Source organism: Paenarthrobacter sp. Z7-10, assembly GCF_026932795.1.
GTDB lineage: Bacteria > Actinomycetota > Actinomycetes > Actinomycetales > Micrococcaceae > Arthrobacter_M.
On sequence record NZ_JADPVH010000002.1, the window covers coordinates 1 to 26,378 of the forward strand.

The 26,378-nt window shown below is 65.5% G+C and carries 23 protein-coding genes; 9 read left to right on the plus strand and 14 right to left on the minus strand.

Features of this window, described 5'->3' with window-relative positions; all coding sequences use genetic code 11:
* Window positions 1-480 precede the first annotated feature (480 nt).
* The 4 genes from IV498_RS00760 to IV498_RS00775 all read right to left on the minus strand — a co-directional run bounded on the left by IV498_RS00760 (window position 481) and on the right by IV498_RS00775 (window position 5,196).
* Entirely contained in the window at window positions 481-1,728 is a 1,248-nt protein-coding gene (locus IV498_RS00760; protein WP_269044652.1) for a beta-ketoacyl-[acyl-carrier-protein] synthase family protein, read from the minus strand.
* Window positions 1,725-3,449 carry a class I adenylate-forming enzyme family protein gene (locus tag IV498_RS00765; protein ID WP_269044653.1) on the minus strand — a complete coding sequence of 575 codons (1,725 nt, stop codon included), beginning with the start codon at window positions 3,447-3,449 and terminating at the stop codon, window positions 1,725-1,727. Before IV498_RS00765 ends, IV498_RS00760 begins: the two co-directional genes overlap by 4 nt.
* A gap of 110 nt (window positions 3,450-3,559) precedes the next feature.
* Window positions 3,560-3,763: a hypothetical protein gene (locus IV498_RS00770; RefSeq protein WP_269044654.1), complete on the minus strand. Its 204-nt coding sequence runs from the start codon at window positions 3,761-3,763 to the stop codon at window positions 3,560-3,562.
* A 338-nt stretch (window positions 3,764-4,101) separates the two neighbouring features.
* Window positions 4,102-5,196, minus strand: coding sequence for a flavin-containing monooxygenase (locus tag IV498_RS00775; protein ID WP_269044655.1), 1,095 nt, complete (start codon window positions 5,194-5,196; stop codon window positions 4,102-4,104).
* A 365-nt stretch (window positions 5,197-5,561) separates the two neighbouring features.
* Between IV498_RS00775 and IV498_RS00780 the strand changes: the two genes are divergently transcribed.
* Together IV498_RS00780 and IV498_RS00785 are read left to right on the plus strand one after the other, a co-directional pair.
* A complete protein-coding gene (locus IV498_RS00780) occupies window positions 5,562-7,283 on the plus strand; it encodes a putative PEP-binding protein (RefSeq protein ID WP_269044656.1) in 1,722 nt (573 codons plus the stop codon).
* Between the two features lie 159 nt (window positions 7,284-7,442).
* Window positions 7,443-7,721, plus strand: coding sequence for an HPr family phosphocarrier protein (locus tag IV498_RS00785; protein ID WP_269044657.1), 279 nt, complete (start codon window positions 7,443-7,445; stop codon window positions 7,719-7,721).
* 39 nt (window positions 7,722-7,760) lie between these two features.
* On the opposite strand, the gene paaZ is transcribed toward IV498_RS00785, so the two are convergent.
* A complete protein-coding gene (paaZ, locus tag IV498_RS00790) occupies window positions 7,761-9,872 on the minus strand; it encodes a phenylacetic acid degradation bifunctional protein PaaZ (protein WP_269044658.1) in 2,112 nt (703 codons plus the stop codon).
* Between the two features lie 227 nt (window positions 9,873-10,099).
* Here paaZ and IV498_RS00795 point away from each other — a divergent pair, with 227 nt between their 5' ends.
* Window positions 10,100-10,477, plus strand: a complete 378-nt coding sequence (locus tag IV498_RS00795) for a PaaI family thioesterase (RefSeq protein ID WP_269044771.1) — start codon at window positions 10,100-10,102, stop codon at window positions 10,475-10,477.
* Between the two features lie 19 nt (window positions 10,478-10,496).
* Entirely contained in the window at window positions 10,497-11,408 is a 912-nt protein-coding gene (locus tag IV498_RS00800) for an SGNH/GDSL hydrolase family protein (RefSeq protein WP_269044659.1), read from the plus strand.
* Window positions 11,409-11,418: 10 nt separating this feature from the next.
* Here the strand turns inward: IV498_RS00800 and IV498_RS00805 are convergent, their stop codons facing one another.
* The 5 genes from IV498_RS00805 to IV498_RS00825 all read right to left on the minus strand — a co-directional run bounded on the left by IV498_RS00805 (window position 11,419) and on the right by IV498_RS00825 (window position 16,802).
* Window positions 11,419-12,012 (minus strand): GNAT family N-acetyltransferase, encoded by a 594-nt coding sequence (locus IV498_RS00805; RefSeq protein ID WP_269044660.1) that lies wholly within the window; start codon window positions 12,010-12,012, stop codon window positions 11,419-11,421.
* Window positions 12,013-12,031: 19 nt separating this feature from the next.
* A complete protein-coding gene (locus tag IV498_RS00810; RefSeq protein ID WP_269044661.1) occupies window positions 12,032-12,910 on the minus strand; it encodes a 3-hydroxyacyl-CoA dehydrogenase family protein in 879 nt (292 codons plus the stop codon).
* Window positions 12,907-13,701 carry an enoyl-CoA hydratase/isomerase family protein gene (locus IV498_RS00815; protein ID WP_269044662.1) on the minus strand — a complete coding sequence of 265 codons (795 nt, stop codon included), beginning with the start codon at window positions 13,699-13,701 and terminating at the stop codon, window positions 12,907-12,909. The genes IV498_RS00810 and IV498_RS00815 overlap by 4 nt, the downstream gene beginning before the upstream one ends.
* On the minus strand, window positions 13,701-14,921 hold the full coding sequence (locus tag IV498_RS00820; protein WP_269044663.1) for a thiolase family protein: 1,221 nt from the start codon (window positions 14,919-14,921) through the stop codon (window positions 13,701-13,703). Before IV498_RS00820 ends, IV498_RS00815 begins: the two co-directional genes overlap by 1 nt.
* A 123-nt stretch (window positions 14,922-15,044) precedes the next feature.
* Window positions 15,045-16,802: an ABC-F family ATP-binding cassette domain-containing protein gene (locus tag IV498_RS00825; RefSeq protein ID WP_269044664.1), complete on the minus strand. Its 1,758-nt coding sequence runs from the start codon at window positions 16,800-16,802 to the stop codon at window positions 15,045-15,047.
* 193 nt (window positions 16,803-16,995) lie between these two features.
* On the opposite strand from IV498_RS00825, the gene IV498_RS00830 reads away from it, so the two are divergent.
* The gene (locus IV498_RS00830; RefSeq protein WP_269044665.1) at window positions 16,996-17,433 is read left to right on the plus strand and encodes a VOC family protein; all 438 of its coding nucleotides are present in this window, start codon (window positions 16,996-16,998) and stop codon (window positions 17,431-17,433) included.
* A gap of 27 nt (window positions 17,434-17,460) precedes the next feature.
* On the opposite strand, the gene IV498_RS00835 is transcribed toward IV498_RS00830, so the two are convergent.
* Complete coding sequence (locus tag IV498_RS00835) at window positions 17,461-19,128, minus strand: beta-N-acetylhexosaminidase (RefSeq protein WP_269044666.1); 1,668 nt, start codon at window positions 19,126-19,128, stop codon at window positions 17,461-17,463.
* Between the two features lie 284 nt (window positions 19,129-19,412).
* Between IV498_RS00835 and IV498_RS00840 the strand changes: the two genes are divergently transcribed.
* The 3 genes from IV498_RS00840 to IV498_RS00850 all read left to right on the plus strand — a co-directional run bounded on the left by IV498_RS00840 (window position 19,413) and on the right by IV498_RS00850 (window position 22,554).
* Window positions 19,413-20,393 (plus strand): 1,4-dihydroxy-2-naphthoyl-CoA synthase, encoded by a 981-nt coding sequence (locus IV498_RS00840; RefSeq protein ID WP_269044667.1) that lies wholly within the window; start codon window positions 19,413-19,415, stop codon window positions 20,391-20,393.
* Window positions 20,394-20,410: 17 nt separating this feature from the next.
* Window positions 20,411-21,595: an o-succinylbenzoate--CoA ligase gene (gene menE, locus IV498_RS00845; RefSeq protein ID WP_269044668.1), complete on the plus strand. Its 1,185-nt coding sequence runs from the start codon at window positions 20,411-20,413 to the stop codon at window positions 21,593-21,595.
* A 77-nt stretch (window positions 21,596-21,672) separates the two neighbouring features.
* Entirely contained in the window at window positions 21,673-22,554 is an 882-nt protein-coding gene (locus tag IV498_RS00850; RefSeq protein ID WP_269044669.1) for a 1,4-dihydroxy-2-naphthoate polyprenyltransferase, read from the plus strand.
* Window positions 22,555-22,611: 57 nt separating this feature from the next.
* Here the strand turns inward: IV498_RS00850 and IV498_RS00855 are convergent, their stop codons facing one another.
* Window positions 22,612-22,968: a DUF4229 domain-containing protein gene (locus IV498_RS00855; protein ID WP_269044670.1), complete on the minus strand. Its 357-nt coding sequence runs from the start codon at window positions 22,966-22,968 to the stop codon at window positions 22,612-22,614.
* An 80-nt stretch (window positions 22,969-23,048) separates the two neighbouring features.
* On the opposite strand from IV498_RS00855, the gene IV498_RS00860 reads away from it, so the two are divergent.
* Window positions 23,049-23,474, plus strand: coding sequence for a PLDc N-terminal domain-containing protein (locus IV498_RS00860; RefSeq protein ID WP_269044671.1), 426 nt, complete (start codon window positions 23,049-23,051; stop codon window positions 23,472-23,474).
* Between the two features lie 20 nt (window positions 23,475-23,494).
* Here IV498_RS00860 and ccsB read toward each other — a convergent pair whose 3' ends face one another.
* Both ccsB and resB read right to left on the minus strand, forming a co-directional pair.
* Window positions 23,495-24,643 (minus strand): c-type cytochrome biogenesis protein CcsB, encoded by a 1,149-nt coding sequence (ccsB, locus tag IV498_RS00865; protein ID WP_269044672.1) that lies wholly within the window; start codon window positions 24,641-24,643, stop codon window positions 23,495-23,497.
* On the minus strand, window positions 24,643-26,364 hold the full coding sequence (gene resB / locus IV498_RS00870) for a cytochrome c biogenesis protein ResB (protein ID WP_269044673.1): 1,722 nt from the start codon (window positions 26,362-26,364) through the stop codon (window positions 24,643-24,645). The genes ccsB and resB overlap by 1 nt, the downstream gene beginning before the upstream one ends.
* Window positions 26,365-26,378: the final 14 nt, after the last annotated feature.

Here is a 26,378-nt window from a genome sequence, read left to right on the forward strand (position 1 = left end):
CTATGCGAAGCCTGCAACGAAACCAAAGAAGCACCCGGCTGGTCCTGCCAACCCGTCCCCGGACCCCGACACACCGTCCAAACCCGGACCCCCACCGGCCACACCTACCAATCCACCGCCCCACCACTACCCGAAACACCCCACAACCGGCAACAGTCCGCCGATTCTGCCGTCATGCCTGCGGCCATGCCTGCTGTCATGCCTGCGAAAAATGGGATAGTTGACGATGCAGCCACCGCCACGTTAAGGGCCCGCGTCGAGGCTGGGACCGAACCCGTGATCGGCGATGGCGCAGTCCGCACTCGTGCCAGCAATGGAGCAGACACTAAATTCGATGTGGGACGGCGGCGCTCTAAGAAGAAGAAGCACCGATCGAGCCGCATTGTCGTCAGACTGAGGGACATGCCAGACGCCCCCTGGCCTCAGGACCGTTGATTACCCAGCACTGTTACTGGCAGGCTGCTGCGCCGTCAGAAGGACCTACACCTTTCCGAAAGCCACCACGCAGTTCTGTCCGCCGAAGCCAAAGGCATTAGTGATCGCATGACGCACGGGCGCGGTGCGCGCCTCGTTGGGTACATAGTCCAGGTCGCATTCCGGATCCGGGGTGGTGTAGTTGATAGTCGGCGTGATGACTCCGTCGGAGATGGTCCGGGCGCAGACCAACCCTGCCAACGCACCCGCTGCGCCAATGAGGTGGCCCGTCATGGATTTCGGTGCGGACACGGCAACGGAATCTGCCGCGGCACCGAGGGCCGCCCGGATGGCGGCTGTTTCAGTGCGGTCGTTTGCCTTGGTGGACGTTCCGTGGGCACAAATATAGTCGACGTCCGCCGCGTTCAGGCGGGCATTATGCAGCCCGCGGCGGATCGCCTCGGCCGCATAGCGGCCCCCGGGCTCAGGTGCCACGGTATGGAAAGCGTCCGAGGTCAGCGCGCCGCCCTTCACCTCCGCGTACACCCGCGCTCCACGGGCACGCGCCTGATCCAGGCGCTCCAGCACGAAGACCACGGCACCTTCGCCGAAAACAAACCCGTTCCGGTCGGCGTCGAAGGGCCGGGACGCTTCCGCTGGCACCTCATTGCTTGTCGACAACCCCCGCATGGCGCTGAGACCGCCAAACATCACCTCAGTGATGGAGGCATCCACTCCGCCGGCAACCACGTAGTCTGCGTCGCCCGCCAGCAGAGCCCGACGGGCTTCCAACAGGGCATAGGCACCGCTGGCACATGCCAGAGCGCTGGCGTTAACTGGGCCGTGAACGCCCAGGCTGATGGCTACCTCGCACGCTGCCATATTCGTCAGCGAAGCAGCCACGAAATTGGGGCTGATCCGGCGCAGGCCCTCGGTCGACAAGGTCTGCGTTGCGTCCTGGATCTCGGCAAAGCCGGACACCGCCGAATTTATGAATACCGCAGCCTCGCGACCTTCCAGGCTGGCCGGCAATCCGGCGTCGGCCAAGGCTTCGTGGGCTGCGGTCACCGCCATTTGCGAACTGCGGGAGGATCGTTTGCGCGCCTTGAAGGTCATCTGTTCGGTAGCCTGAAAACCTTTGACCTCAGCAGCTATCCGGGTAGGGAAACCTGTCGCATCGAAGAGAGTGATGGGCCCTACACCGCTCACGCCCTCCGTTAACGCCGCCCAGGTCAGCGCCGCAGTGTTGCCCACCGGAGTGATGGCTCCCATTCCGGTAATGACTGCCCGGCGCTCGTCCGACTCTGGGCTCATTCGCCGGTCCCAGCCGCGTCGGGCAGCAAAGCCGGCACTGCGGCATCGGTGGAAGTCAGCAGACCAGCGGCTTCGTCCGCCACCGCCAGCTCCGCAACCTTGAAGTGCATCTTCTTTCCGGTAGCTGTCATCGGCAGTTCGTCCACGAAACGATAGGCCCTCGGCCGCTTGAAATTGGACAACAGCGGGTGTTCGCGGCAATGCCGATCAAGCTCGGCAACGGCTGCATCTCCGGTCATCCCATCGTGCGGAATCACATAGGCCACGACCTTTTGGCCCCAATGGTCATCGGGCAGACCAACCACTATCGCGTCCCTTACGCCGGGATGTTCGGCCAGCACTTCCTCGATTTGCACCGGGTGAATGTTCTCCCCGCCGGAAATTATCATGTCGTCTTTGCGCCCGACAATGGTGACGAACCCGTCCTCGTCCCAGCTGGCAAGATCCCCGGGATACAGCCAGCCCTGGTGGAATTTCTCCTCGTCCTTGTCCGGCAGGTTGAAATACGAAAAGCCGGACTTGGGCGAGCGCATAATCATCTCGCCCACCTCTTGTCCGTCCCGTGCGGCGAGTTCGTCAGGATTCGCGGGCCGGTCCTCATAAAGCCGGACGACGGCGACATCGTCGTCTGTGCAGGCGCGGCCGGCAGTGCCGGCATGGGCTGGCAGATCCTCCGGACGCAGGAAGGTGTTCCAAAACGCTTCCGTGGTGCCGTAGCCGTTAAAGATCCGCTCGGTGAGCACGCGCTGGTAGCGCAGTACGGCGGTGCGGGTCAATGGTGCTCCCATCGTGACGATGCCGCGAAGCCGGGAGAGGTCCCGCGGTTGGCGCTCCTGCTCATCGGCGAGCATACCCAGTGTGACGGGTGCACCGATCAGGAAGGTGATGTCATACTTTTCCACCCAATCCAGCACCGTTGCCGCGGAAAAAGCGCGCAGCGGGACCACAGACCCGCCCACGTAGAACACAGGGTTGGGACCGCCCGAGTACAGTCCGCCGCGGTGGAACCATGGCGTCATGTTCAGGGTGCGGTCCTGCGGCGCCAGCGGGAAATGCATGATCACGTCGTGTGCACTCATCACCTCGACCAGTGAGGGCAGCGGCACCCCCTTGGGCATCCCGGTGGTGCCGGAGGTATACAGCCGGGTCGTTTCCTCGTAGATCGAAAAATCCGCGGGTAGGGACAACTCCCTGTCCGGGGCCGAGGACATCGCCTCCTCCAATGAGCCAACCACCGCGGGGGCGCGGTCGGACGCATCCCCCGCAACGCCGTCGTCCGCCTTGCCTACGGTGAGCAGCACAGGGGTAAGACCGGAAATCTGCATCGCCTGCCTGGCCGCGGACAGGTCCTGGACGCCGACGATGTAAACCGTTGGTTCGCTGTCCGTGAGGATGTGCGCACTCTCCCCGGGCGCCAGTCTGAAATTCGCTGGCACGCCGATGGCGCCAAGCCGTTGAGTCGCCAGATACAGGATGGCGAATTCCGGGGAATTGTTGAGCTGATAGACCACCCGATCACCGCGGCCCACGCCCAGGGAATCAAGCGCGGAAGCGGCCCGGGCCACGTCCGCGTCGAGTTCCCGGTACGTCCAGGAGCGGCCCGTTTCCGGGTCCAGGACGGCGCTCTGTGATCCAAAGCGGCTAACGTTCCGGCGAAACCCGGCCTCATAGCTGAAAGCATGCTCGAAGTAATTCCGGTATCGGCTGGCGTCGTAGCTCATGTGCCCCCTTCTCATCGGTCAACGCACACGACATGACCAGTGGTGCCAGGAGCGCCTGCGTATATTTGGATTCTTGCACCCGATCCAGCGACGGCACAAGGCGGCTGGCTTCAGGTCTCCCAGAGCCCGAGAAACGACGTCACGGCGATGCTGCCACCCACCACCAGGAAGCCCGCACCGAACAATCGTGCATAGGTCTCGGTCGCCAGGAAGGATCGAGAATAGTCCACGCCGAGGGGTTTATATCCCTTCACCGCGTTGGCCAGGGACAGGGCCGAGCCATTGAAATTGGTAATCAGGCACAGTCCCAGCACAAACGCGATGACCCCCGGCGCCGCCGAACATATATCGGCTCAGGTCCGGCACTTGCACAAAGAAGGAAACGAACCCGACCAGGAAGACGACGATAAAAAGCACATAGAGGGCCTTCAGCGGCCGCACCAGGGACGAGATGAATTTGAACGGGTTCACTCGACGGTACCGGCAGTGAGTTGAACGGCCGGTAGAGGCGCCGGTTGACGGTTGAGTTGCTGAGGCGAAGGCTCCGGTGCTGGCATAGCCAGAGCCTAGCCGCTAATGTCCGGGGCACAAGGGGTGGTCCTGGGCTGCGAGTGCACCAGGCGTACCCAGTCTGCGCCGGTCAGCCGGTGGTTCAGAGGGCCGGAACGCCAAGGGCCTCGATGGCGGCCAGCGCGGCGGCCCGTCCCGCGCGGGTGGCACCGAGGGTTGAGGCCGAGGGGCCGTACCCCACCAGGAACACCCGCGGGTCCTTGGCCACTCGAACGCCGTCCTCAACGATGATTCCGCCGCCGGGCTCGCGCAACTTCAGTGGCGCCAAATGATCCAAGGAAGCGCGGAATCCAGTGGCCCAAAGGATGGCGTCTGCGGCAAAAGTTGAACCATCCGCAAATTGGACCCCGTCGGCGGTGATCGAAGCAAGCGGACCACGGGAAACCAGAATGCCGTCGGCAATTCCCTGCCGATACACGGGCGTTAGGGGCAAGGCTGTGACAGACACGACGCTGCCCGGAGGCAGCCCCCGGGCCGTGCGCTCACGAACCCTTTTCTCCACTTCACGGCCCCATTCCTGATCGAAGGGCCGCTCGGTGAATTCCGGCGGCCGGCGCGTGGACCAGGCGGTCTGCACGCCGGCGCCAGCCAGCTGGAGCAGGAACTGCACGGCGGACGTTCCGCCACCAACCACCAGGACACGTTGGCCGCGGAAGTCATCGACCGAACAGAAGTCATGGGTGTGCAGCTCTCGCCCGCGGAAAAGTTCCCGGCCAGGATAGTGCGGCCAATATGGTCGGTCCCAGGTGCCGGTGCCATTGATCACCAGCCGGGTGCGCCAACTCCCACGGTCCGTGCCGACGCGCAGTAACGGCAGCTCTCCGGAATTCGGCAGACCGCCGCCGGCTGAAGTCACTTGTTGTACTCGGACTGGCCGGTGCACGGGCAGTCCGAATTCCTTTTCGTAGCCGCCGTAGTACCGTTCGACGACGGCGGCGGCTGGCTCGGAGGGATCCGGCGAGGTCAACGGCATGCCGGGAAGATCATGAATCGAATGCGCGGCGCCCAGAGTCAGCGTTGGCCAGCGGTGACGCCAGGCACCACCGGGGCCGGGGTTGGCGTCGAGCACAATAAAATCACGCTCCGGAACGAGTCCGCGCCGGGAAAGGTGGTAGGCGGCGGAAAGTCCTGCCTGTCCACCGCCAATCACCACGATGTCCAGCATCGCCAACTCCATTCATGTCTCTTCCAATTCCCTACCGGCAACAATCCACGACCACTACCCGGGATGGATTCAGACCGGCGAACGGCGGCTTTGACTTCGTGCAGGCAACGGAATGAGCGGTCCTGCTATTCCGTCGACCCCATCGAATCATCGCCCCTACTTGGAACGGGCTGGGACAGGGCCGGTTCAGCGGGGGCGGCCGGAGCGGCGGAGCGGCGGCCGGGACAGAGTCGGCCGGAGCGGCAGGGGTTGCGGCCGGGACAGAGCCGGCAGGGCGGCAGGGCGACAGGGCGACAGGGCGACAGGGCGGCAACGCGCCACACGGATAGGGTGGAGGTCAGGCCCGTACCATTTGGCGGTGGAAGTGAGGACGGTCAATGCGGATTTTCTCCGGAGCAGGGGTCAGTCCCGGGCGGATCACCGGCGTGGTGCGGCGGATGCCGCGCCCGGTCCGCGAGCCCGCTCCGGGTGAACGCAGGGCCGTCTCCGTCTCTGCCGGGCAGGCTGCGGCCGACCTGCGTGCCGCTTCCCATAGCGTCCAGACCGAGCTGCAAAGCCGGGCGGAGCAGGCCACGGGCGATGCCAAGGCCATCCTGGCAGCAACGGCCATGATGGCGGCGGATCCGATGCTGATGCGGTCCGCACTGGATTTGATTGACGGCGGATCGTCGGCGGAAGGGGCGCTCTGGGATGCTGCTGCATCGGTGGCGGGAATGCTCCGCGGGCTGGGCGGACACATGGCCGAGCGCGCAGCGGATGTGCTGGATATCCGCGCGCGCATCATTGCCATCCTGCGCGGCGTGCCCGCGCCCGGAGTTCCCTCTTCCGCCACCCCCTACATCCTGGTGGCCGAAGACCTTGCGCCGGCCGACGCGGCAACGCTGGATCCAGCCATGGTGCTGGCCTTGGTGACCTCGGGCGGCGGGCCGGCTTCACACACGGCCATTCTTGCCCGCGCTCTTGGGCTGCCCGCCGTCGTCGCCGCAGCGGGAGCGGATGAATTGACCGACGGCGTGGAGATTTGCGTCGACGGCGTGACTGGAACCGTCGTCGTGGATCCGGACAACGCAGCGCGCGCCGGGCTGCAGGTGAGCCCGAGGGCGACGACGACAGTGGGCGGGCAGACGACGACGGCGGCAGCCGCGGGTTTCGACGGCGACGGACGGCTGGCCGATGGTTATGTGCTGCCGCTGCTGGCCAATGTGGGCAGCGCTCGGGACGCTGCCACGGCGGCGGCCGCGGGTGCCCAGGGGATTGGCCTGCTGCGCACCGAGCTGTACTTTCTGGACCATACCTCTGAGCCGTCGATCCAGCAGCAGAGAAAGGCTTATCGGGCAGTCCTTGACGCCTTCCCCGGAAAGAAGGTGGTGTTGCGCACCCTCGATGCGGGGGCGGACAAGCCGCTGCCGTTCCTGGCCATCGCCAACGCCGCCGCCGAGCCCAACCCTGCCCTCGGGATCCGCGGTTACCGGACGGAACGAGTGCGCCCTGGTGTGCTGGAACGCCAGTTGGAGGCAATCGCCAGCGCCGCAGCCGGCGCCGAAGCCGAGGTGTGGGTGATGGCACCGATGATCTCCACCGCCGAAGAAGCCGGAAAATTCGCCGGCCGGTGCGCCGCCGCGGGGCTCAAAACCTGCGGGGTCATGGTGGAGGTCCCTTCCGCCGCCCTCACTGCCGAGCCCATTCTTAGCCGGGTGGACTTCGTCAGCATCGGCACCAACGACCTGACCCAATACGTCATGGCGGCGGATCGCCAGCTTGGCGCACTCGCGGCTTTGAACAGTCCCTGGCAACCGGCAGTGCTGCAGCTGATCAGCCATACTGTGGCCGGCGCCGCGGCCGAGGGCGGCCACAAGCCGGTGGGCGTGTGCGGTGAGGCCGCAGCGGATCCGGCACTCGCCGTCGTCCTCGCCGGACTGGGCGTCTCCACGTTGTCCATGACACCGCGGTCGCTGGCCGGGGTAGGCGCCGTACTGGGCAGCGTTTCCCTTGAGCTGGCCCAGGAGCTGGCGGGAGTGGCGCTGGACAGCTCAAGCGCCACGGGGGCCCGCGCCCGGGTGCGCGCCCGGCTGCCCATGCTGGAAAGACTAGGACTATAGGCCGTGGAAAAGTCCATCAGGCCAGTCGGGGCCCCATCTGGCCGCATAGATCCGGGGCCCCACATGGCCGCCTAGATATGGCTGCTTGGATATGGCTGGATAAATGTCGGTGGTAGATACTGCTGGGTAGTATTGCTGCGCTAATACCGAGGAGAAATCGTGTCCGAACGTCGAGCCACCATTGCCAGCCGGGTTGGCCTGCACTTGCGGCCCGCCGCACTGTTCGCTGAGGCGGCGGCCCGACTGCCGGTCGAAGTGACCATAGCCAGGGACGGAGCACCCGTGCAGGACGCCCTGAACGCCGCCAGCGTACTGGCCGTGCTGAGCCTGGGCGCGGAATGTGGCGACGTCGTCGTGCTGCGTGCGGAGGGAGCGGACGCCGACGTGGCCCTCGCGTCGCTGGCCGCCTTTTTGGAGCGGGATCTGGACGCTGAATAGCCGGCTCCTCGACCCACGCGCGCCGGAGCTATCCCCGGCCTACGACGCTGCCCAGTCCTTGGCCACCAAGGTGAGGACGTCGTAGCTGGCCACCACTTCATCGTGCTGATTGTGCAGCACCGCGTCCCAGCGAACCTCGCCGTATTCGTCCGTCTCCCGCGGCGTGATCTGCTTGGCTGTCAGCGTGACCCGGAAGGAATCTCCCGCGGCCAGCGGTGTGAGGAAGCGCAGATTGTCCAGTCCGTAGTTGGCCAGCACCGGTCCCGGCGCGGGTTCCACGAACAGCCCGGCAGCCCAGGACAGCATCAGATAACCGTGCGCCACGATGCCCGGAAAGAACGGATTTGCCGCCGCGGCTTCGGCGTTGGTGTGGGCGTAAAAAGTGTCACCTGTGCTTTCGGCAAAGGCGGTGATGTCCGCCAGGGTGACCTGGCGCAGTCCCGACTTGAAGGCGTCCCCGATCCGGAGCGCGCTCAGCGGCTTGCGGAACGGATGGACGTCGTCGAAGTGCTGATCGGCGCCGGTGTGCCAGACCCCTGTGATCGCCGTGAGCATGTTGGGTGAACCCTGCACGGCGGTCCGCTGCATGTGGTGGAAGACCGAGCGGATGCCGCCTAGCTCCTCGCCGCCGCCAGCCCTCCCGGGACCGCCGTGCACCAGATGCGGGACCGGGGAACCATGCCCGGTGGAACTGCGCGCATCTTCGCGGTTGAGGATCAGCACGCGCCCGTGGTGCGCGGCGATACCGCTGACCAGCTGCTGAGCGACGGACGGATCATTGGTGCAGACGGAGGCCACGAGCGAGCCGCTGCCCAGCGCCGCAAGCCGCACCGCATCCGCCAAATCGCTGTAGCCGACCACCGAAGCCACCGGGCCGAAGGCCTCCAGCGCATGCAGCTCCGACGCCTCCGGGTTGGCCCAGCGCAGCAGCACGGGGGACATGAAGGCCCCGCCGGGCGCCGGAGCGACGGTGCCATCGGCCCGCGTCACGGCGGGCGCGTCCAAGCTGCCGTAGGCCAGTTCGCCGCCGGCGGCAAGCATGATTTCAACGGCGGAGCGCACGTCCGCCAGCTGCTCCAGGGAGGCCAGCGCACCCATGGTGACGCCCTCGGCCCGCGGGTCGCCCAGCACCACGCGCTGGGCGATGCGTGCCCCGATGGCCTCGCTCACCTCCGTGCACAGTTCCTTGGGGACCAGGACCCGGCGGATGCTCGTGCATTTCTGCCCCGCCTTGACAGTCATTTCGGTGACCACAGACTTGATGAACGCCTCGAATTCCGGCGTGCCGGCAACGGCGTCCGGCCCCAAAATGGCCGCGTTCAGTGAGTCGGTTTCCGAGGTGAAACGCACTCCCCCAATGGCGACATTCGGGTGGGCCTTCAGCGTTTTCGCCGTGGCCGCGGAGCCGGTGAAGGCCACCAGGTCCCGGTAGTCGAGTTCGTCGAGCAAGTTCCGCGCCGACCCGGAGATCAGCTGCAGCGATCCGGCTGGCAGGATCTGTGATTCCACCATCAGCCGCACGGCGGCGGCGGCAACGTAGCCCGTGGGTGTGGCTGGTTTGACGATGGTGGGGACACCTGCCAAAAATGCCGGCGCCAGTTTCTCCAGCATCCCCCAAACCGGGAAGTTGAAGGCATTGATCTGCACCGCCACACCGGGAATGCGGGTATAAATGTGTTCACCAATAAATGACCCGTCCTTGGACAGCGTCTCGACCGGACCGTCCACCACGACCTGCGAATTTGGCAGTTCGCGCCGTCCCTTGGAACCGAACGTGAACAGCACACCAATGCCGCCATCAATGTCCACCTGCGAGTCACCCGTGGTGGCGCCGCTGCGGGCTGAGACCTCATACAGCTGCGCGCGCCTGTCATTGAGGTACTGGGCCAGCTCCTTAAGCTTGAGCGCACGCTGGTGAAAGGTGAGCGCGCCCAGTTCCCGCTGGCCCACGCTGCGGCCATGCTCGACGACGGCGGCAAGGTCCAGCCCCTCCGTGCTCACCATGGCCAGCAGTTCGCCGGTGCTGGCGTCGCGGACCCGGGCACTGTTCGTCAACAGGTCCGCGGAAGGCTCCGGTGTCCACCAGGCGTCGCGGACGTAGCTGGGCACAGTTTCAACGGCGGTGTCTGCATTCAGGACGGTGGCTGTCATCGTCGACGGTTCCTTTCGAAGCGTTCCCTACCGGTCCGCAGCGCCTTCGGCGATATACTGACCGGACGTTCAGTAATATGTCCAGAGTACATTATGGTCTGGTTGCCGTTCCGGAGCCAGACAAGCCGGAACCACTTATCCCGAAGGAGCCGCCCGTGAGCGGGAAAGCCGCCAACAAAGGGGAACTGACACCCTGGAAGATTGTATTGGGCGAACTGGACGAAAAGATGGGCGTCCAGATCCTTGAGGAATCCGTGGACCGGGTGGTGGCCACGATGCCGGTACAGGGGAACCGGCAATCCTTTGGCTTGCTGCACGGCGGGGCGTCGCTGGCCGTCGGAGAGGCCGTGGGCTCGTGGGCCTCGGTGATTTACGCCAGCACGATGGGCCGGACCGCCGTGGGGGTCGATGTGTCGGCAACGCACCACAGGTCCGCGCGGGAAGGGATCGTGACCATCACGGCCACGCCCATCCACCTGGGCCGCACGCTGGCCACCTATGAGGTGCTGATCGCCGACGACGACGGACGGCGGCTCTGCACGCTGCGCATCACCAATCTTCTGCTGGAACGACCCACACCGCCGGACCCTACCCAGATCCGCTAGCCGGGAGTAGCCTCAGGCTATGAAATCGCCAGCTTGCTCCCACAGGGGATTCACGGCCCGTTTGAGTGCCGTTGCCGCTATTACCGCAGGGCTGGTCGGCGGGGCAATTGCCGCCCCGGCCTCCGCGTTGCCCTCCACGTCCGCATCCGCGTCCTCCGCCACCGCCGCCTCCCATTCCAGCAGCAACTCCGGCGTTCCCTATGTTGCCCTCGGTGACTCCTATTCCGCCGGGACCGGTGCCGGCGGAACGCAACTGCCGCCGTGCCTGCAAAGCCCCAACGCCTACCCCAACATCGCTGGGACCGTTCCGGGCATCAATCTGACGGCGAACCTCAGCTGCTTCGGGGCGACCACGGATGACGTTCGCCTGCAGGAGGTTCCGCTGCTGCCGGCGAACACCCGGCTGGTCACCGTGACGGTTGGCGGGAACGACATCGGCAGTGGTCAGGTGGCCGCGGCGTGTACAGCCGATCCGGAGGGCCTGGCCTGCCGCAGTGCCATTGCGACGTCCGTCTTTGTAAAACTGCCCCAGCTGCCGCAACGGCTGACGGCCATGTTTAACGCGATCAAGGCCAAGGCGCACAATGCCCGGATTGTTGTACTGGGTTACCCGCACCTGTTCGAGCCGGACAATATGGCAGCCCTGGGATATCCGGCGGCCCAGGTCAGTACGGCCCGATCCCTGAATTACGCCACCGATCTGCTCAACGCCACCATCGCCGGAACGTCGACGTGGAATGGCGCGCGCTTTGTCGACGTCAGCCGGTCGTTTGCCGGCCATGGCGTGCCGTCCGCGCAGCAGTGGATCAATCTGAATCCCTTTGCTCCCTCGGACCCCGGGAACTTCCATCCCAATGCTGACGGGCAGCGCTTCGGCTACGCCGCCTCGCTGACGGCGTCGCTGGCGGGACTTATTTCGGCGCGCCACTAGAGCGGGGCGGTCATCCGCGCCGAGCCAACCGGAACTGCAGACCGCGCTTGACGGTCAGCCACTCCGAAGCCAGGATCGAGAAGACCACGGTGTCCCGGAGGGATCCGTCAGCCATCCGGGAATGGCTGCGCAGCACGCCATCCTGTTTGGCACCCAGGCGGGCGATGGCTTCCCTGGACTGCAGGTTCATCCAGTGTGTGCGGAATTCAACGGCTATGCAGTCCAAGACCTCGAAGGCATGGGTCAGCAGCAGCAGTTTGGATTCCGCGTTGGTTCCGCTGCGCTGGCTGGCGGCGGCATTGAAGGTGGAGCCAATCTCCAGCCGGTGGTTATCCGCATCGATGTTCATATAGGTGGTCATGCCGATCACGGCGCCGGTGTCCGTGCGCCGGGCGGTGAAGGGCAGCATGGACCCCGCCTCCTGCAGCGCCAACCGACGCCGGATCTCTGCGGCCATGGCGTCCGGCTCCGGTACTGCGGTGTACCACAGCTTCCACAACTCCCCGTCCCGCACAGCGGCCACCAGTCCGTCGTGGTGCGCGGCGGTGAGCGGTTCCAGGGTCACCAGTTTCCCGGTCAGGGTCAGAGGTTGCATCTGCATCATCGGGTTATTTTAGCCGCACTCAGGGTGCATCCCAGTCAAAGAACCCCCGGCCGGATTTGCGGCCCAGGTCCCCGCGCGCCACCATGTTCCGCAGGATCTGGGGAGGCGCGAAGCGTTCGCCCAGCGTCGACGAAAGATACTCGGCGATGCCGAGCCGAACATCCAGGCCCACGATGTCGGTGGTGCGCAGCGGCCCAACGGGGTGCTTATAGCCGAGCACCATGGCCGCGTCGATGTCCTGCGGCGACGCCACCCCCTCCTCGACCATGCGCATGGCTTCCAGCGCAATGGCAACGCCGAGCCGGGAAGAGGCGAAACCAGGGGCATCGCGGACGACGACGGGCGTCTTTCCCAACGCTTTCACCCAGCTTCCCGCGGCGCTCTCCAGAGCCGGCGAGGTTACTGTAGTCAGGACAATTTCCACCAGCAGCGAGGCTGGAACCGGGTTGAAGAAATGCAGTCCGCAGAAACGTTCGGGCCGCCGCAAACCCTCGGCCAGGTCCGTGACCGAGAGCGAGGAGGTGTTGGTGCCCAGCCACGCGGTCGCCGGCAACTGTTCCTCGACGGACCGCAAGGCCGCGCTTTTGAGCGCAAAATCCTCCGGTACCGCCTCGACCGCCAGTTCGCAGCCGGCAAAATCCGAATAGTCCGTGGAGACGCGCAGGTGGCCGGTCAGCGCGGCCAGTGGCTCCGCCGTCGTGCCGCGTTCCACGCTTTTCGCCAAGGCCATTTCGACCCGTTCCCGGGCTGCCTCGGCGGCCTCAGCGTCGCGCTCCACCACGACCACGGTGGATCCTGCAACCAGGAAGGCATGCGCAATCCCGGCGCCCATCCGGCCGCCACCGAGCACGCCAACGGTGGACGGGACTTCGCCGTGCACGGGGGGTGTGGAACTCATGAGGTCTTCTTTCGGGTTGTTTTCTTCCGGTCCAGGAAGGCCTGCATGCGCTCGAACTTGGCCGGCGATTCGAAGAGCACCGCCTGTGCCTCCATGTCCGCCTGGGGGTGCATTGCGTCCGGGACATGGAAGACGGCCTTGGTCATCTGCACCGCCAGCGCGTCCTGGCCGGCAATCCGATCCGCCAGCGCGTTCGCTGCGGTCATCAGCTCGCCGGTTTCGTGGATCCCGGTGATCAGGTGCAGAGCGAGCGCTTCGTCCGCAGTTAGGACCCGGCCCGCCAGCAGAATTTCCTTGGCTACGGGTTCGCCCACCAATTCCCGCAGCCGCCAGCTCGCACCGGCAGCGGCCATGATGCCCAAACCGGCTTCGGGATTGCCGATCTTCACCGACGGCGTTCCCAGCCGGAAGTCGGCGGCGAAGGCCAGTTCCGCACCGCCACCCAGTGCATACCCGTCCAGAGCCGCGATCACAGGCATTTTCAGGGCGGCTATGCGCATGAAAAGCTTGATATTGATCCCCTCGAGCGCATCCTCCCGGCGGCGTTCCCGCAGTTCGGCAATGTCCGCCCCGGAGGCGAACACACCGGCCTTGGCGCCGCCTCCGCTGCTGCTGCTTGATCCAATACTGCCGAAAAGGATCAGGATCTTCGGTTCCGCCTCCAGCCGAGCGCACACGTCGTGCAGCTCATCCACCATCGCCTGGTTGATGGCGTTGCGCGCCTCGGGTCGGTTCAGCTGGACCAGCAGCCGGTCGGCTCGTTCCTCCACCAGCAGGGTGCTGTAGCCCATCAGAGCGCCTGCAGCAGCATGGACGTTCCCTGACCCACGCCAACGCACATGGTCGCGAGCCCGGTCTGCACCCCCTCGCGTTCCATCCGGCCCAGCAGCGTGATGGCGATCCGCGAACCGGAAGATCCGAGCGGATGACCCAGCGCGATCGCACCGCCGTCGCGATTGACGATGGCGGGGTCCAAGCCGAGCCGGCGGATGCACGCCAGCGACTGGGTGGCGAACGCTTCGTTCAGTTCGACGGCGCCGATGTCACCAATGCCAACGCCCGTGCGCGCCAACAGCTTTTGGGTGGCAGGGACGGGACCAAGTCCCATGATCTCGGGGGCAACACCTGCGGAAACGCCGTCCACAATCCGGGCCCGGGGCACCAGATTGAACTTCCGCAGGGCCGCCTCGTTGGCCACAATCACCGCGGAAGACCCGTCATTGAGCGAGGAGGCATTACCGGCCGTCACGATGCCGCCGGGCTTCACCACTGAACGCAGTTTCGCCAACGCCTCCAACGTGGTTTCGCGGCGCGGGCCCTCGTCGGTGTCGATCGTTCCTCTGCGCGTCTCGACGGCGACAATCTCGCCGTCGAACCGGCCGGCGTCGATGGCGGCGAGCGCGTTTTGATGGGACAGCAGGGCAAAGGCGTCCGCATCCGCGCGGCTGATGCCATCGAGACCAGCCACTTCCTCGGCTGTCTCGGGCATCGAATAGGTTGCCTTGTCCCGCTGTTTGAAAACGGGATTAGTGAAGCGCCATCCGATCGAGGTATCCGCGGTCTCCCCTGGCCGGGCAAAGGCCTTCTCCGGCTTGGCCATCACCCAGGGCGCCCGGCTCATCGACTCGACTCCGCCCGCGATCACCACGTCCGCAGCCCCGGACTTCACCATCTGGGATGCCAGAATGATGGCCGAGAGCCCCGAGGCGCAGAGCCGGTTCACGGTAATCCCGGGAATTTCATCCGGCAGACCGGCCAGCAGCGTGGCCATGCGCGCCACATTACGGTTGTCCTCCCCGGCCTGGTTGGCGCTGCCCAGAATGACCTCGTCAATTCCGGCCGGATCCATGCCGGTCCGGGCCACGAGCTCTTTGATCACCAAGGCCGCCAGGTCATCGGGACGGACGCCGGACAGGGCACCGCCGTACCGCCCGACGGGCGTGCGCACGCCACCGACCAGAAAGGCCTGCGGCGTCGGGTGTGCCTGTACCGCCGAAGAAGCCTGTGTCATGGAAAGATCCTTTGCGCTCAATGGCGCGAACGCCGTCGTCTGCGGAACGAACGGACCGCAGGATTACTGACCGCTCGTTCTCTAAATATTCCAGACACCGCCCGTCCGGTCAACCGATCAGCTTCAGCAGACGCCAAGCGGTCCCGGAGGCAGGCATCCTCGCTCCATCTTCAGCTCGAGTCCGACCTCCAGCCGGGAAAACCAGCGCCGCAGCGCACGGTCGTGGCTGACCAGGACCAGGGTGCCACGATAGGCGGCGAACACCTCTTCGAGCTCTCCCACCAGCACGGGCGCCAAATGATTAGTTGGTTCGTCAAAGAGGATCACGTCGTAGTGGCCCACCAGCAGCCGGGCCAGTGCGAGGCGCCGGTACTGACCTGCGGACAGCGATCCGACCGGGATGTAGAAATCGGCGGTCCGGAAAAGCCCCAATCGAAGCAGCCTGTCACCATGGACATCAATGTCGCCGGAAAGGCCCGCAGCGAACGCGGGCAGCAGCCGTCGGCCCGGATGCTTCGGCGACCCCAGCTCCTGCGGCAGGTAGCCCAGACGTCCGCGCCGGTCCACGGTCCCGGTGTCGGGTGCCCTTACTCCGGCGAGCACATCCAGCAGCGTGGTCTTGCCTGCGCCGTTGGGTCCGGTGATGAGCAGCTTGGCCCCGGCGGGTACCCGCAGCTCCGGCACCTCCATCCGACCTGCAACCGAGATGCCGCGTGCGGCCAGCACTTCCCCGGACAGCACTCCGTCACCCAGCTGCACGGCCAGCTGCAGTGGTTCCGGCGGCCGGTCCACCGGGTTGGCCTGCAGCCGGCGAAGTCTCTCTTGGGCATTGCGGATTTTGCTGGCCGCAGCCTGCTCCCAGCTGCCGGTCTTGAAACCGAAACTCATCTTGTCCCCGTCACGGCGCCGGCCGTACCCCATTCTGTCGGCCACCGTATCTGCCTGCCGCCGCTCCGCGGCCATGGCATCAAGCCACTGGGAATACTCCTGCTCCCAGCGGCTGCGTTCGGCGGCCTTCTCCTGAAGATAGCCCCGGTAGCCGTTGCCGTAGCGGCGGACCTCCCGGCGATCACCATCCACCTCGATAATGACGCTGGCCACCCGGGTCAGGAACGTCCGGTCGTGGGAAATGGCCACCACTGTGCCTCGATGGGCACTAAGCCGGGACTCCAGCCAGTCCACCGCACCGCCGTCCAGATGATTGGTGGGCTCATCGAGAAGCAGGATGGCTGGCGGATCGGCCAGCAGGCACGCAAGGGCCAGCCGCTCCCGTTCTCCACCGGACAGTGAGGACAACCCGCGGTCCCGGCCAATGCCGGCGAGGCTGAGGTGGTCCATCGCAGCGTCCACCCTGGCATCGGCGCCGTAGCCTTCGCGCAGCTCAAACTCGCCCAGCAGCGAGCCATAAAGCTCCAGCTCCTCCGCCGTCGCCGCAGCCATGGTTCCTTCCAGCGCGCGCAGCTGCTGTTCCAGGGCACGGATTCCGGACAGCGCAGTGTCGATGGCATCGCGCACGGTGGCTCCGGGTGCGGAGTCAAGGCTCTGGGCCAGATATCCGATGTCTGCACGCACGGTGACGCTGCCGCCGTCGGGCGCTTCGAGTCCGGCCATCAGCCGAAGCAACGTCGATTTGCCCGCACCATTTTCGCCCACGATGGCTGCACGTTCTCCGGCGGCGACGTTGACTGTGATGCGGTCCAGCAACAGTCGGTCGCCGTAACTATGGGAAACCTCGGACAACCCGATGTGGGTATCGGAATCAGCCACGGTCCAGTCGTTGGAATGCACCGTATGGGCATGCACCGTATGGGCATGCACAGCGTTGGAATCCACAGCGTTGGAGCGTGCCGTACCAGGGCGTGATGTGTTGGAAGTTGGCATGGAGGGTCCTCGCGGTTTCGCCAAGTGATTGCCGCTGGAAACCGCTGCAGTGCGTAGTCTGCGGGACGGTGCATCACCGGCACGGGCATGAAATCGCGTTAGTTCTTCATGCCACAACCCTGCGCCACGGCCGCACCACGCGTCAAGTGGACCGGGCCTTCCACAACCGGTGGCTTGGTCCTAGGCTCCAAAGATGAGCTACTCAATCCAGATGTGTGTTGATTCGAAGAATCCCCAGGAGCAGGCGGATTGGTGGGCGGAAACGCTCGGCTGGGCGTTGGAGCCTTCGGACGAGGCCTTCATCCGCTCCATGATCGAGCAGGGCTACGCCACCGAAAGTGAAACCATGGTGCACAACGGGGTGCTGGTGTGGACGGACGGTGCCGCCATCTGTCCCACCGAGGAAGTGGGCCAACGGGGACGCCGCCGGATTCTGTTCCAGAGCGCACCCGAAGGAAAAACCGTCAAAAACCGTGTGCATTGGGACGTCGACCTGGCCGGAGATGACAAGGACGAGGTGCGGAAACGGCTCGAGGGCCGGGGCGCCACCTTCCTGTGGGAAGCCAATCAAGGTCCGCATTTCTGGTACACCATGGCGGATCCCGAAGGCAACGAATTCTGCCTAAGCTAATTCAGCCTAAGTCAATGCGCGCGCCGCTCAACTTCCGCTGGCGAAGTCAGCGGGGAGGGCGATGTTGGCGACCAACGCGGCAATATGAGCCGCGCGCTGGTCCTGCGTTTCCGGGCGCCCCGGTACGCCCGGGCGCTGCTGCCATGGCAGAGGCCCAGCGGCACGGCGGTATTCCACGCCCAGGGCATCCAACCGGGCGAGGTGGAGCTGCAGCCGCCGGTCAAAATCCTCGAAGTCGCCACCCTTGGCGGACCACAGTGCCTCGGCGAGCGCGCACAGGCGCGGAAAGGCAAAATAGTCCACCGTGCGCGGCGAATCCATATGTTCGGTCCAGATATTCCCCTGCCCGCCCAGCACATGCTCCGCTTCAGCAGCAGTCAGCTGGGCCGGCACCGGATCAAAGTGGTAGACATCGCGCAGCGTCAGCACCACCGAGACCGGAATCGGTTCCCGTGGGGAGTCGGATTGCCGATAGTCGAGGTACGCCTGGTCATCTGGGCAGCTGACCACGTCGCAGCCACTGCGGGCCGCCGCAACTGCTCCGGCCGTTCCACGCCACGAGGCCACCGTGGCGCCGGGCGCCCCTCCACCTTCCAAAATTTCGTCCCAGCCAAAAAGGCTGCGGCCAGCGGAACGGAGATGATCGTTCAGCCTTCGGATGAACCAGCTCTGCAGCTCCTCCTCGTCGGCCAAGCCCAGCTCGGCGATGCGTTGCTGAGTCCGCGGATCCAGAATCCATTGGTCCTTGGGGCATTCGTCCCCGCCCACGCCGATGTACGGCGATGGGAACAGGTCCATCACCTCGTTTAGGACATCGGTGAAAAACCGGACCGTGGTTTCCGCCATGTTCAGCACGTTGTAGTTAATCCCCCAGCGGGTAAACACCTCCAGGTTCCCGCCGGAAACACCCAGTTGCGGATAGGCGGCCAGCGCGGCCTGGACGTGACCGGGGGATTCAATTTCCGGCACCACCGTGATGAACCTCTCGGCGGCGTAGGCCACGATTTCACGGATATCGTCCTGGCTGTAGAAGCCGCCGTGCGGGCGCCCGTTTCCAGGGGCATCGGGACCGGCGCCCACCTGAGTCTCGCGGCGCCAGGCCCCAATTTCGGTCAAGCGCGGATACCGGCGGATCTCCAGCCGCCAACCCTGATCATCCGTCAGGTGCAGGTGCAGCATGTTCAAGCGGTGCATCGCCATCAGGTCCAGGAACCGGAACACCTCGCGCTTAGGCAGGAAATGCCGTGCCACGTCCAGCATCACGCCCCGCCAGCCAAACCGCGGGGCGTCGTGCACGGTTCCCGTTGGGATCTGCCATCGGATGCCGGCCACCGGTGCGCGCCGATGGATGGCCGGCGGCAGCAACCCCAGCAGCGCCTGACAGCCGTAAAAAACACCGGCTGCGCTGCCACCGGCAATGCGGACCTCGGCCGGAGTGACAGTCAGCTCAAAGCCTTCCGCAGCAAGTCCCGGCTCCGTCAGCAGCACCACGTTCCCTCCCACGCCCGCAGCGATCTGCAGCCCAGTGGCCGGACGGAGTGCGCCCTGCAGCCAGGCGGCCACGCCGCGAAGGGCGGCAGGGGCGTCCACTGCCGTCGCCGCGTCCAGCACGAAGACGCCGTCCCCCTGAGTGACACTGACCGGACGGGGAATGAGGGATGCGACCAAGGAACGGGGAATGCCTGGTGCGCCCAAGGAACTTACTCCTTCGAAGGGTGTGGCTTGCGTGGATGGTAGCTCCGATTCTTGCCCACCCATTCCCCCCAAGTCCAGAGGGCGCTCCCAACGACTCCCAGCTACTTCCACCTACTCCCAACGACTTCACAACTAAGTGTCAGCTGATGCACTCAAAAGCGGTTTTGAGTGCATCAGCTGACACTTAGTTTTGCGGTCAGGAGCACGGAGAGGGGAGCGTGGGCGAACGGAGAGGGGAGCGCGGGCGAACGGGTAGCGCGGTCCCGGGCGGCTAAACTCGACTGGTGAGCACAGCAGATCCCGCCAACGTCGCAGCACCGTCCCTTCCCGCGCCGGTCTCGGACATCTTCGACCCGCGGCAGTGGCGCCTGGTTTCCGGGTTTACCGAGCTGGCCGACGTGACCTATCACCGCCAGGTCCAGCGGAATCCGGCCGGCGCCGTCGTCCGTGATCTGCCCACCGTCCGGATCGCCTTCAACCGCCCCGAGGTCCGCAACGCCTTCCGGCCAGGCACGGTGGACGAGCTGTACCGCGCGCTGGACCACGCCCGGATGTCTCCCGATGTGGCCACGGTGCTGCTGACCGGCAACGGTCCCTCGGCGAAGGACGGCGGTCATTCCTTTTGCTCCGGCGGCGACCAGCGGATCCGCGGCCGCGACGGCTACCGGTACGCGGACGGGCAAACCCAGGAGACAATCGACCCCGCCCGCGCCGGCAGACTGCACATCCTGGAGGTGCAGCGGCTGATCCGGACCATGCCTAAAGTGGTCATTGCGGTGGTCAATGGCTGGGCAGCCGGCGGCGGGCACTCGCTGCATGTGGTGGCGGATCTCTCCATCGCCTCGCGTGAGCACGGCAGGTTCAAGCAGACCGACGCCACCGTCGGGTCCTTCGACGCGGGTTATGGTTCTGCCCTGCTGGCCCGCCAGGCGGGCCAGAAGGCCGCCCGCGGAATCTTTTTCCTGGCCCGTGAACATTCCGCCGAAGATATGTACCGGATGGGTGCGGTGAACGAGGTGGTGGAGCACGCACGGCTGGAAGAGGTGGCGCTGGAATACGCCGCGGACATCGCAGCGCAGTCCCCGCAGGCCATCCGCATGCTGAAGTTCGCCTTCAACATGGCCGACGACGGACTGGCCGGGCAGCAGGTTTTCGCCGGCGAGGCGACCCGGCTGGCCTACATGACGGATGAGGCGGTGGAGGGCAAGGAAGCCTTCCTGCAAAAGCGCGATCCGGACTGGTCGCGCTTCCCTTACTACTTCTAAAGCGCGGAAACGAAGCCATGGACCTTGATCCGATCCTCAAAGCACTCGCCGCGGCGCTGGCCGGCGAGGGAGCCGCCGTGCAGCTGCATCCCGCTGGTTCCCGGGGCCAGCTGCCGGACCTTGAGCTGCTCCCGGAGGCGCACTCCGCGTTCGACGGCGATTCCGACATCGCCGTCGTCGTTTCGACTTCCGGCTCAACTGGAGCGCCTAAGCAGACGCTGCTCAGCGTGGATGCATTGGCTGCCTCCTCGGTGGGAACGGCCATGGCACTCGGTGGGGAGGGTCAGTGGCTGCTGGCCCTGCCGGCGCACTACGTCGCCGGCGTGCAGGTGCTGGTCCGCTCACTCTTCGCCGGCACCCGACCCTGGCTGATGGACCAATCTGCAGGGTTCACCGCTGAGGCCTTTACCGCGGCGGCGCTGGAGCTGACGGATCGGACCCGCTTCACGTCGCTGGTTCCCACTCAGCTGCAGCGGCTGCTGCAGGACCCAGCAGCGGAAACGCTGGCGGTGCTCCGGCGCTTCAACGCCATCCTGCTCGGCGGCTCGCCCGCCAACGCCGGGCTGCTGTCCGCGGCCCGCGCCGCCGGGATCAACGTGGTGACCACTTACGGGATGAGCGAGACCTGCGGGGGCTGCGTGTACGACGGCGTTCCATTGGAGGGCGTGCGGGTGGACATACGCGAAGGCCGAATCTGGCTGGGCGGTGAGCTGTTGGCTTCCGGCTACCTGGCTGCTCCCGCCCTGACCGCCCACAACTTCATCGAAGAAAGCACGGGAGGCGAGAACCTGCGCTGGTACCGCACCGATGACGAGGGCGAACTGGCAGCGGACGGCCGGCTGACCGTGCTGGGCCGGATGGATGACGTTATCATCACGGGCGGACTGAAGGTCTCCGCCCGTGTGGTCGCCGAGCAGCTCTTGCTCGTGCCGGGCGTCCAGGATGCCTTCGTCACGGGCGTCCCCGACCCGGACTGGGGTCAGCGCGTCTGTGCCGCCGTCGTCGGCAGCTGCTCGATGGAAGCGCTGCTGGCGGGCGCCGGCGCGGTACTGGAGTCCCACGCCGTTCCGAAAACCGTCCGCTTCGTTGCGGAGGTGCCGATGCTGCCCACCGGCAAACCTGACCGGCAGGGGCTGAAAGCCATGCTCGCCGCCGAAGGAACCGGTCCCGGCACGCGCCGGCGGCACAACCAGCCCGACTAATCCCGACCTGTCCGCCGGATCACCAGCGTGAACCGGCGGGCGGACTAACCTGAACCTGCAAATCAAGGAGCTCAAACGTGGCCACTGCCGGTCAATGGATGGAAGGGGCGCGGCTGCGCACCCTGCCGATGGCAATCGCGCCCGTGATCATTGGCACGGCCGCGGCCTATGATTTGGACGCATTCCGGCCAGGTGGCGCCATCCTGGCCGCGCTGGTGGCCTTGCTGCTGCAGATCGGCGTCAATTACGCCAACGACTATTCGGACGGCATCCGCGGCACCGACAACGTCCGGGTGGGTCCGCTCCGATTGGTCGGCTCCGGGGCGGCAACACCCCGACAGGTCAAGTACGCCGCGTTCATTGCCTTCGCCCTGGCCATGCTGGCAGGGATCGGGGTGGTGCTGCTCTCAGGCGCCTGGTGGCTGCTGCTCGTGGGCGCCGGCTGCGTACTGGCAGCCTGGGGTTACACCGGCGGAAAGAAGCCCTACGGCTACCTGGGTCTGGGCGACGTGTTCGTGTTCGTGTTTTTCGGCCTGGTCGCCACGTTGGGAACAACCTATACCCAGGCGGGGCGGCTCAGTGCACCAGCAGTGATCGGGGCAGTGGGGACCGGGCTGATCGCCGTCGCGCTGCTGATGGCCAATAATGTCCGCGACATCCCCACCGACTCCGCGGTGGGCAAACGCACGCTCGCTGTGCGGCTTGGTGACCGCAACGCCCGGCGAAGCTACGTCCTGATGCTGGCTGTGGCGCTGCTCCTGGTCCTGCCACTGGCCGGGCAAAAGCCGTGGATCCTGCTGGTCCTGCTGCTGATTCCCGCCGCTGTGAAGCCGTCGCTGCTGATGCTCAGGGGCACGATGCGCCACAGCCTCATTCCGGTGCTGAAGCAGACGGGACTGCTCAACCTCGGCTACAGCGTGCTGTTCGCCGTCGGGCTGGTGCTGTCCAACGGCGTCTGAGCGCGCTCTAGTTCCAAGGTGGACCTGGTTCTGCCGGAACGCCGCGGGCCTGACGGCTCAGTTGTCAAGAAAGTCTTTCGGGACACCGGCACCGTCGGTCCCGTTCCGGGCGGGCTGCCGGCGGCCATCCGCGTCGGCCACAACATCCGGCGAGGCTTCGGCCAGGGAGTCTTCGGCGGCGGCGTCGGCCAGTTCGGTGGGACTGCGCACCGGCTTAGCATGTCCGGAGAACCGGTACCGCATCTGTTCCGCCGCGGCATCACGCTGTTTGCGGAAGAAAAGGTAGCTGACGCAAAAAGCGATCAGGGCGGCGAAGATGGCGGAGAAAATCAACCCAACGTGCAACAACACGAAAAGGATGAACAACGGCACAAACACCGCGGCACGGATCAGGAAATACTTGAAGAAAGCCACGGCTCAAGTTTAGCCGCTGAAGCTGGGATCCCGCGGCACTACTCGTCGCTCCCTGCGGACCGCTGACGGTAGAATGAAGCATGGTCCGATACTTTCCGGTCATCGTCCTCCTGGCCCTGTTCATCTATGGCCTGATCGATTGTGTTCGCAGCGAGCCGGCCGATGTGCGCAGCATTCCCAAGCCTGCCTGGGTGCTGGTGATCCTCCTGCTGCCGCTGCTGGGCGTGCTGCTGTGGTTTTTCCTGGGCCGACCCCGCTACAGTCCGCAGCCGGGCACTTACCGCCGGCAGCCCATAGCGCCGGACGATGATCCGGATTTCCTCCGCAATTTGGAAACCGCCCGTTGGCGCCAGGCGCAGGTGGATCGGTTGCGCAAACTTAAGGAAGCACGGGAGGCCGGTGCGGGTGGAGCACGCAATACCGGTCCCGCCGCGGCCAAGCCGTCCGAGGACGGCCCGCAGCCCGGAGGCCGTGACCGTCAGGACAATCCCGACACCAAGCCCTGAGCTGGGTTTACGTTACCGCGTCAGCTGCCGATGCCGGCGTAGGAGTGCAGTCCGGAGAAGTAAACGTTTACGATCGCGAAGTTGAAGACTACGCACAGGTAGCCCACGATCGAGAGCCAGGCAGCGCGGGTGCCCGTCCAGCCGCGGGTGGCTCGGGCGTGCAGGTAGCCGGCGAAGACCACCCAGATCACGAACGTCCACACTTCCTTGGTGTCCCAGCCCCAGAACCGGCCCCAGGCCTTCTCGGCCCAGATGGAGCCGAACATCAGCGTCAGCGTCCAGCCGACGAAGGCAATGGCGTTAATGCGGTAGGCCATGTTCTCCAGGCTGAGCGCGGAGGGAACCAGGCGCATGAACGGCAGCCGGTCCGCTTTGCCGGCCGCCAGCGATGCTTCGCGGCGAAACTGCATCAGCTGCAGCACGGACATGGCAAAGGTCAGGGTGAATAGTGCTGAGGACATCACGGCGATGGAAACGTGGATGACCAGCCAATAGCTTTGCAGCGCCGGGACCAGATGCCCGGCGGGGGTCCAGAAGGCCACCGAGGCAGCGGTCAGCATCACCAGCACCAGGCCGATGACGAAGGTGCCAAGGAAGCGCAGGTCGCGCCGGGTCAGCACGATCAGGAACACCGCGGCCACCACCAGGCCTCCGGTGGTGCAGAACTCGTACATGTTGCCCCACGGCACCCGACCGGCCGCAAGTCCCCGGCACAGCACGCCGGCGGCGTGCACCAGGACAGCCAGCACGGTCAGTGCCACCGCCACCCGGGCCGGAACGCGGCGTGCGGTCAAGCCGTAGCGCATCGAATCGTCAGCTGTGTGCGCGGAGTTTCCGGAACGCCCGATGGGACGCTCAGCGCGGCCTTCGGGGCCGTCCAGCTCCGTTACCGGATACCCGCCGCCGCCGGCGATGCCCCCGGCGCCAGCGGCAGTGCCGGCAGTGGCACCGGCGGAAACCTTGGACCGGCTGGCGGTCCGGGCGGCGGCGTTCTCCGCCGCCGGCTGCCGGCCCTGCGCCTGCCTGCTCTGCTCCAGAACGGATCGCGTGGTCTTGCTGTTCTGGACCAAGTCCCAGGCGAAGGCGATGAAGGCAATGGCGTAGGCAATCCCGGCCAGCAGCATGAACCGCTCGCTGAACATGGCCAATGACTCGTTAATATCGGGCATTACTGATCCTTACTTACCTTGCTGGCGCTGTGGGCTGTGCCGGAGGCTGCGGAAACGCGGTCCGCCGTTGGTTCCGCCTGCTTGTTATCTTCCGCCGAATCTGTCCGAGCTGCCAGCCAGGCCTTTTCCAGCAGTTTGCGGATCGCTGCCGACTCCGCGGCCAGACGGTGGTCTTCGCCACGGGCCAGCAGCCCATATTCCACCATGGTGCGCCCATCCGGGTGCATTCCAGTGCGCACCCAGGCCCGGCGGCGGGCCAAAAACAGTGAACCAACCAGGCCCAGCAGTGCTGAGACACCAAAAATTAAGGCCCAGACCTGACCCGGGTCGTGATGGATGTCCAGGGCGACGTAGCGCTTGAGGCCGTCGAAGCTGATGCTGCCCTTGCCCTGCGGCAGCGTGTAGGAGCCCCCCGGGCCAAGCACGATGCCGCCGGCCTTCAGATCGCGGCCGTTGAGCTGGGTGAGCTTTGAGGTGTCCAGAGTGAAGACGTTCTTGGGCTGTCCCTTGTCCAGGCCCAAATCCCCGTAGAACGAGTTCAGGTTCAGCTGCGGGTTGAAGGGATCGGGGTCCGAACCGAAGGCCACGCCGTTGCCATCCTTCACCGCCGTGGGGAGGAAGAAGCCGACAAAACCGAGCTGGCTGGGCTTGGCGTCCGGGGCCTTAATAACCAGCAGCGATGTGTAGGCACCGTCGGTTGGAACGGAAACCACCGGGCCCTGGAACGCAATCTTACCGGTGCCGTCCTTGACCGTGACGACGGGAGCGTAGCCATTGCCCACCAGGTAGATATTGGTGCCGCCCAGGGCCAGTGGGTCGTTCACCTTCAGGATCTGCTTTTTAGCGGTCGACGACGGCGACGCCTTCGTGGTCATGGTCGCGGTAAAGTCGAGCGGTTGTCCGTAATGGGCTTTTTGGCGGTCAAACTTGACTTCAAATTTGTCCAGCTGGACCGAATACGGATCCAGATCGCCGGCATTGAAGTTCGCACCCGGGCTGAAGGTGTCATAGCCCACCAGCGTGTTGACGAAGGTATCCCCCTCCACCAGCACACGCTGGCCGCTGTAGCCGAACAGACCCCCCAGGGCCAGCGCGATGAGGACTCCGATCAGCGCGGTGTGGAAAAGCAGATTTCCCACTTCCCGCAGGAAGCCGCGCTCGGCGCCGACCGAGGGCCGTTCGCCGTCGGCATCGCGGATGTCCACCCGGTATCCCCGGGATTTGAGCACCGCGGCAGCGTCTTTGATCGCCTGGCCCGCGGTCACGCCTTGGCTGGCCGGAATCTGCAGCGTGCCGTATTCAGGCAGCCGGGAGAGCCTGCTGGGGGTTCTCGGCGGCTTGGACCGGATGGCTTTGTAGTGCGCGATGGCCCGCGGAATCACACAGCCGATCAGCGAGATGAACAGCAGCAGGTAAATCGCCGAGAACCAGGGCGAGGAGTAGACGTTGAAGAGCCGGAACCAGTCCAGCACCGGGCCGGAATCCGGATGATCCTGCAGGTATTTCGTAACCACCGAAGGGCTTGAGGGACGCTGCGGAAACAACGATCCCGGCACGGCCGCCACCGCAAGCAGGAGCAGCAGGAACAGGGCAGTACGCATGCTGGTCAGCTGCCGCCAAGCCCAGCGCAGGGTGCCGGCGAATCCCAGCCGCGGCAGCACCGCGTCGCTGGCGGCGCGGGGCTCTTGGGTCTTGTTGGTCGTCACTGTCGTCTTTTCCATCGCGGGTCTTTCCC

Coding starts and splice junctions, on each gene's coding strand:
- ccsB (WP_269044672.1), bottom strand. CDS start 24,643: ATGCCCGATATTAACGAGTCATTGGCCATGTTCAGCGAGCGGTTCATG.
- IV498_RS00825 (WP_269044664.1), bottom strand. CDS start 16,802: ATGCCAACTTCCAACACATCACGCCCTGGTACGGCACGCTCCAACGCT.
- IV498_RS00780 (WP_269044656.1), top strand. CDS start 5,562: ATGCGGATTTTCTCCGGAGCAGGGGTCAGTCCCGGGCGGATCACCGGC.
- IV498_RS00820 (WP_269044663.1), bottom strand. CDS start 14,921: ATGACACAGGCTTCTTCGGCGGTACAGGCACACCCGACGCCGCAGGCC.
- menE (WP_269044668.1), top strand. CDS start 20,411: ATGGACCTTGATCCGATCCTCAAAGCACTCGCCGCGGCGCTGGCCGGC.
- IV498_RS00775 (WP_269044655.1), bottom strand. CDS start 5,196: ATGGAGTTGGCGATGCTGGACATCGTGGTGATTGGCGGTGGACAGGCA.
- IV498_RS00800 (WP_269044659.1), top strand. CDS start 10,497: ATGAAATCGCCAGCTTGCTCCCACAGGGGATTCACGGCCCGTTTGAGT.
- IV498_RS00795 (WP_269044771.1), top strand. CDS start 10,100: ATGGGCGTCCAGATCCTTGAGGAATCCGTGGACCGGGTGGTGGCCACG.
- resB (WP_269044673.1), bottom strand. CDS start 26,364: ATGGAAAAGACGACAGTGACGACCAACAAGACCCAAGAGCCCCGCGCC.
- IV498_RS00810 (WP_269044661.1), bottom strand. CDS start 12,910: ATGAGTTCCACACCCCCCGTGCACGGCGAAGTCCCGTCCACCGTTGGC.
- IV498_RS00860 (WP_269044671.1), top strand. CDS start 23,049: ATGGTCCGATACTTTCCGGTCATCGTCCTCCTGGCCCTGTTCATCTAT.
- paaZ (WP_269044658.1), bottom strand. CDS start 9,872: ATGACAGCCACCGTCCTGAATGCAGACACCGCCGTTGAAACTGTGCCC.
- IV498_RS00765 (WP_269044653.1), bottom strand. CDS start 3,449: ATGAGCTACGACGCCAGCCGATACCGGAATTACTTCGAGCATGCTTTC.
- IV498_RS00805 (WP_269044660.1), bottom strand. CDS start 12,012: ATGATGCAGATGCAACCTCTGACCCTGACCGGGAAACTGGTGACCCTG.
- IV498_RS00815 (WP_269044662.1), bottom strand. CDS start 13,701: ATGGGCTACAGCACCCTGCTGGTGGAGGAACGAGCCGACCGGCTGCTG.
- IV498_RS00760 (WP_269044652.1), bottom strand. CDS start 1,728: ATGAGCCCAGAGTCGGACGAGCGCCGGGCAGTCATTACCGGAATGGGA.
- IV498_RS00830 (WP_269044665.1), top strand. CDS start 16,996: ATGAGCTACTCAATCCAGATGTGTGTTGATTCGAAGAATCCCCAGGAG.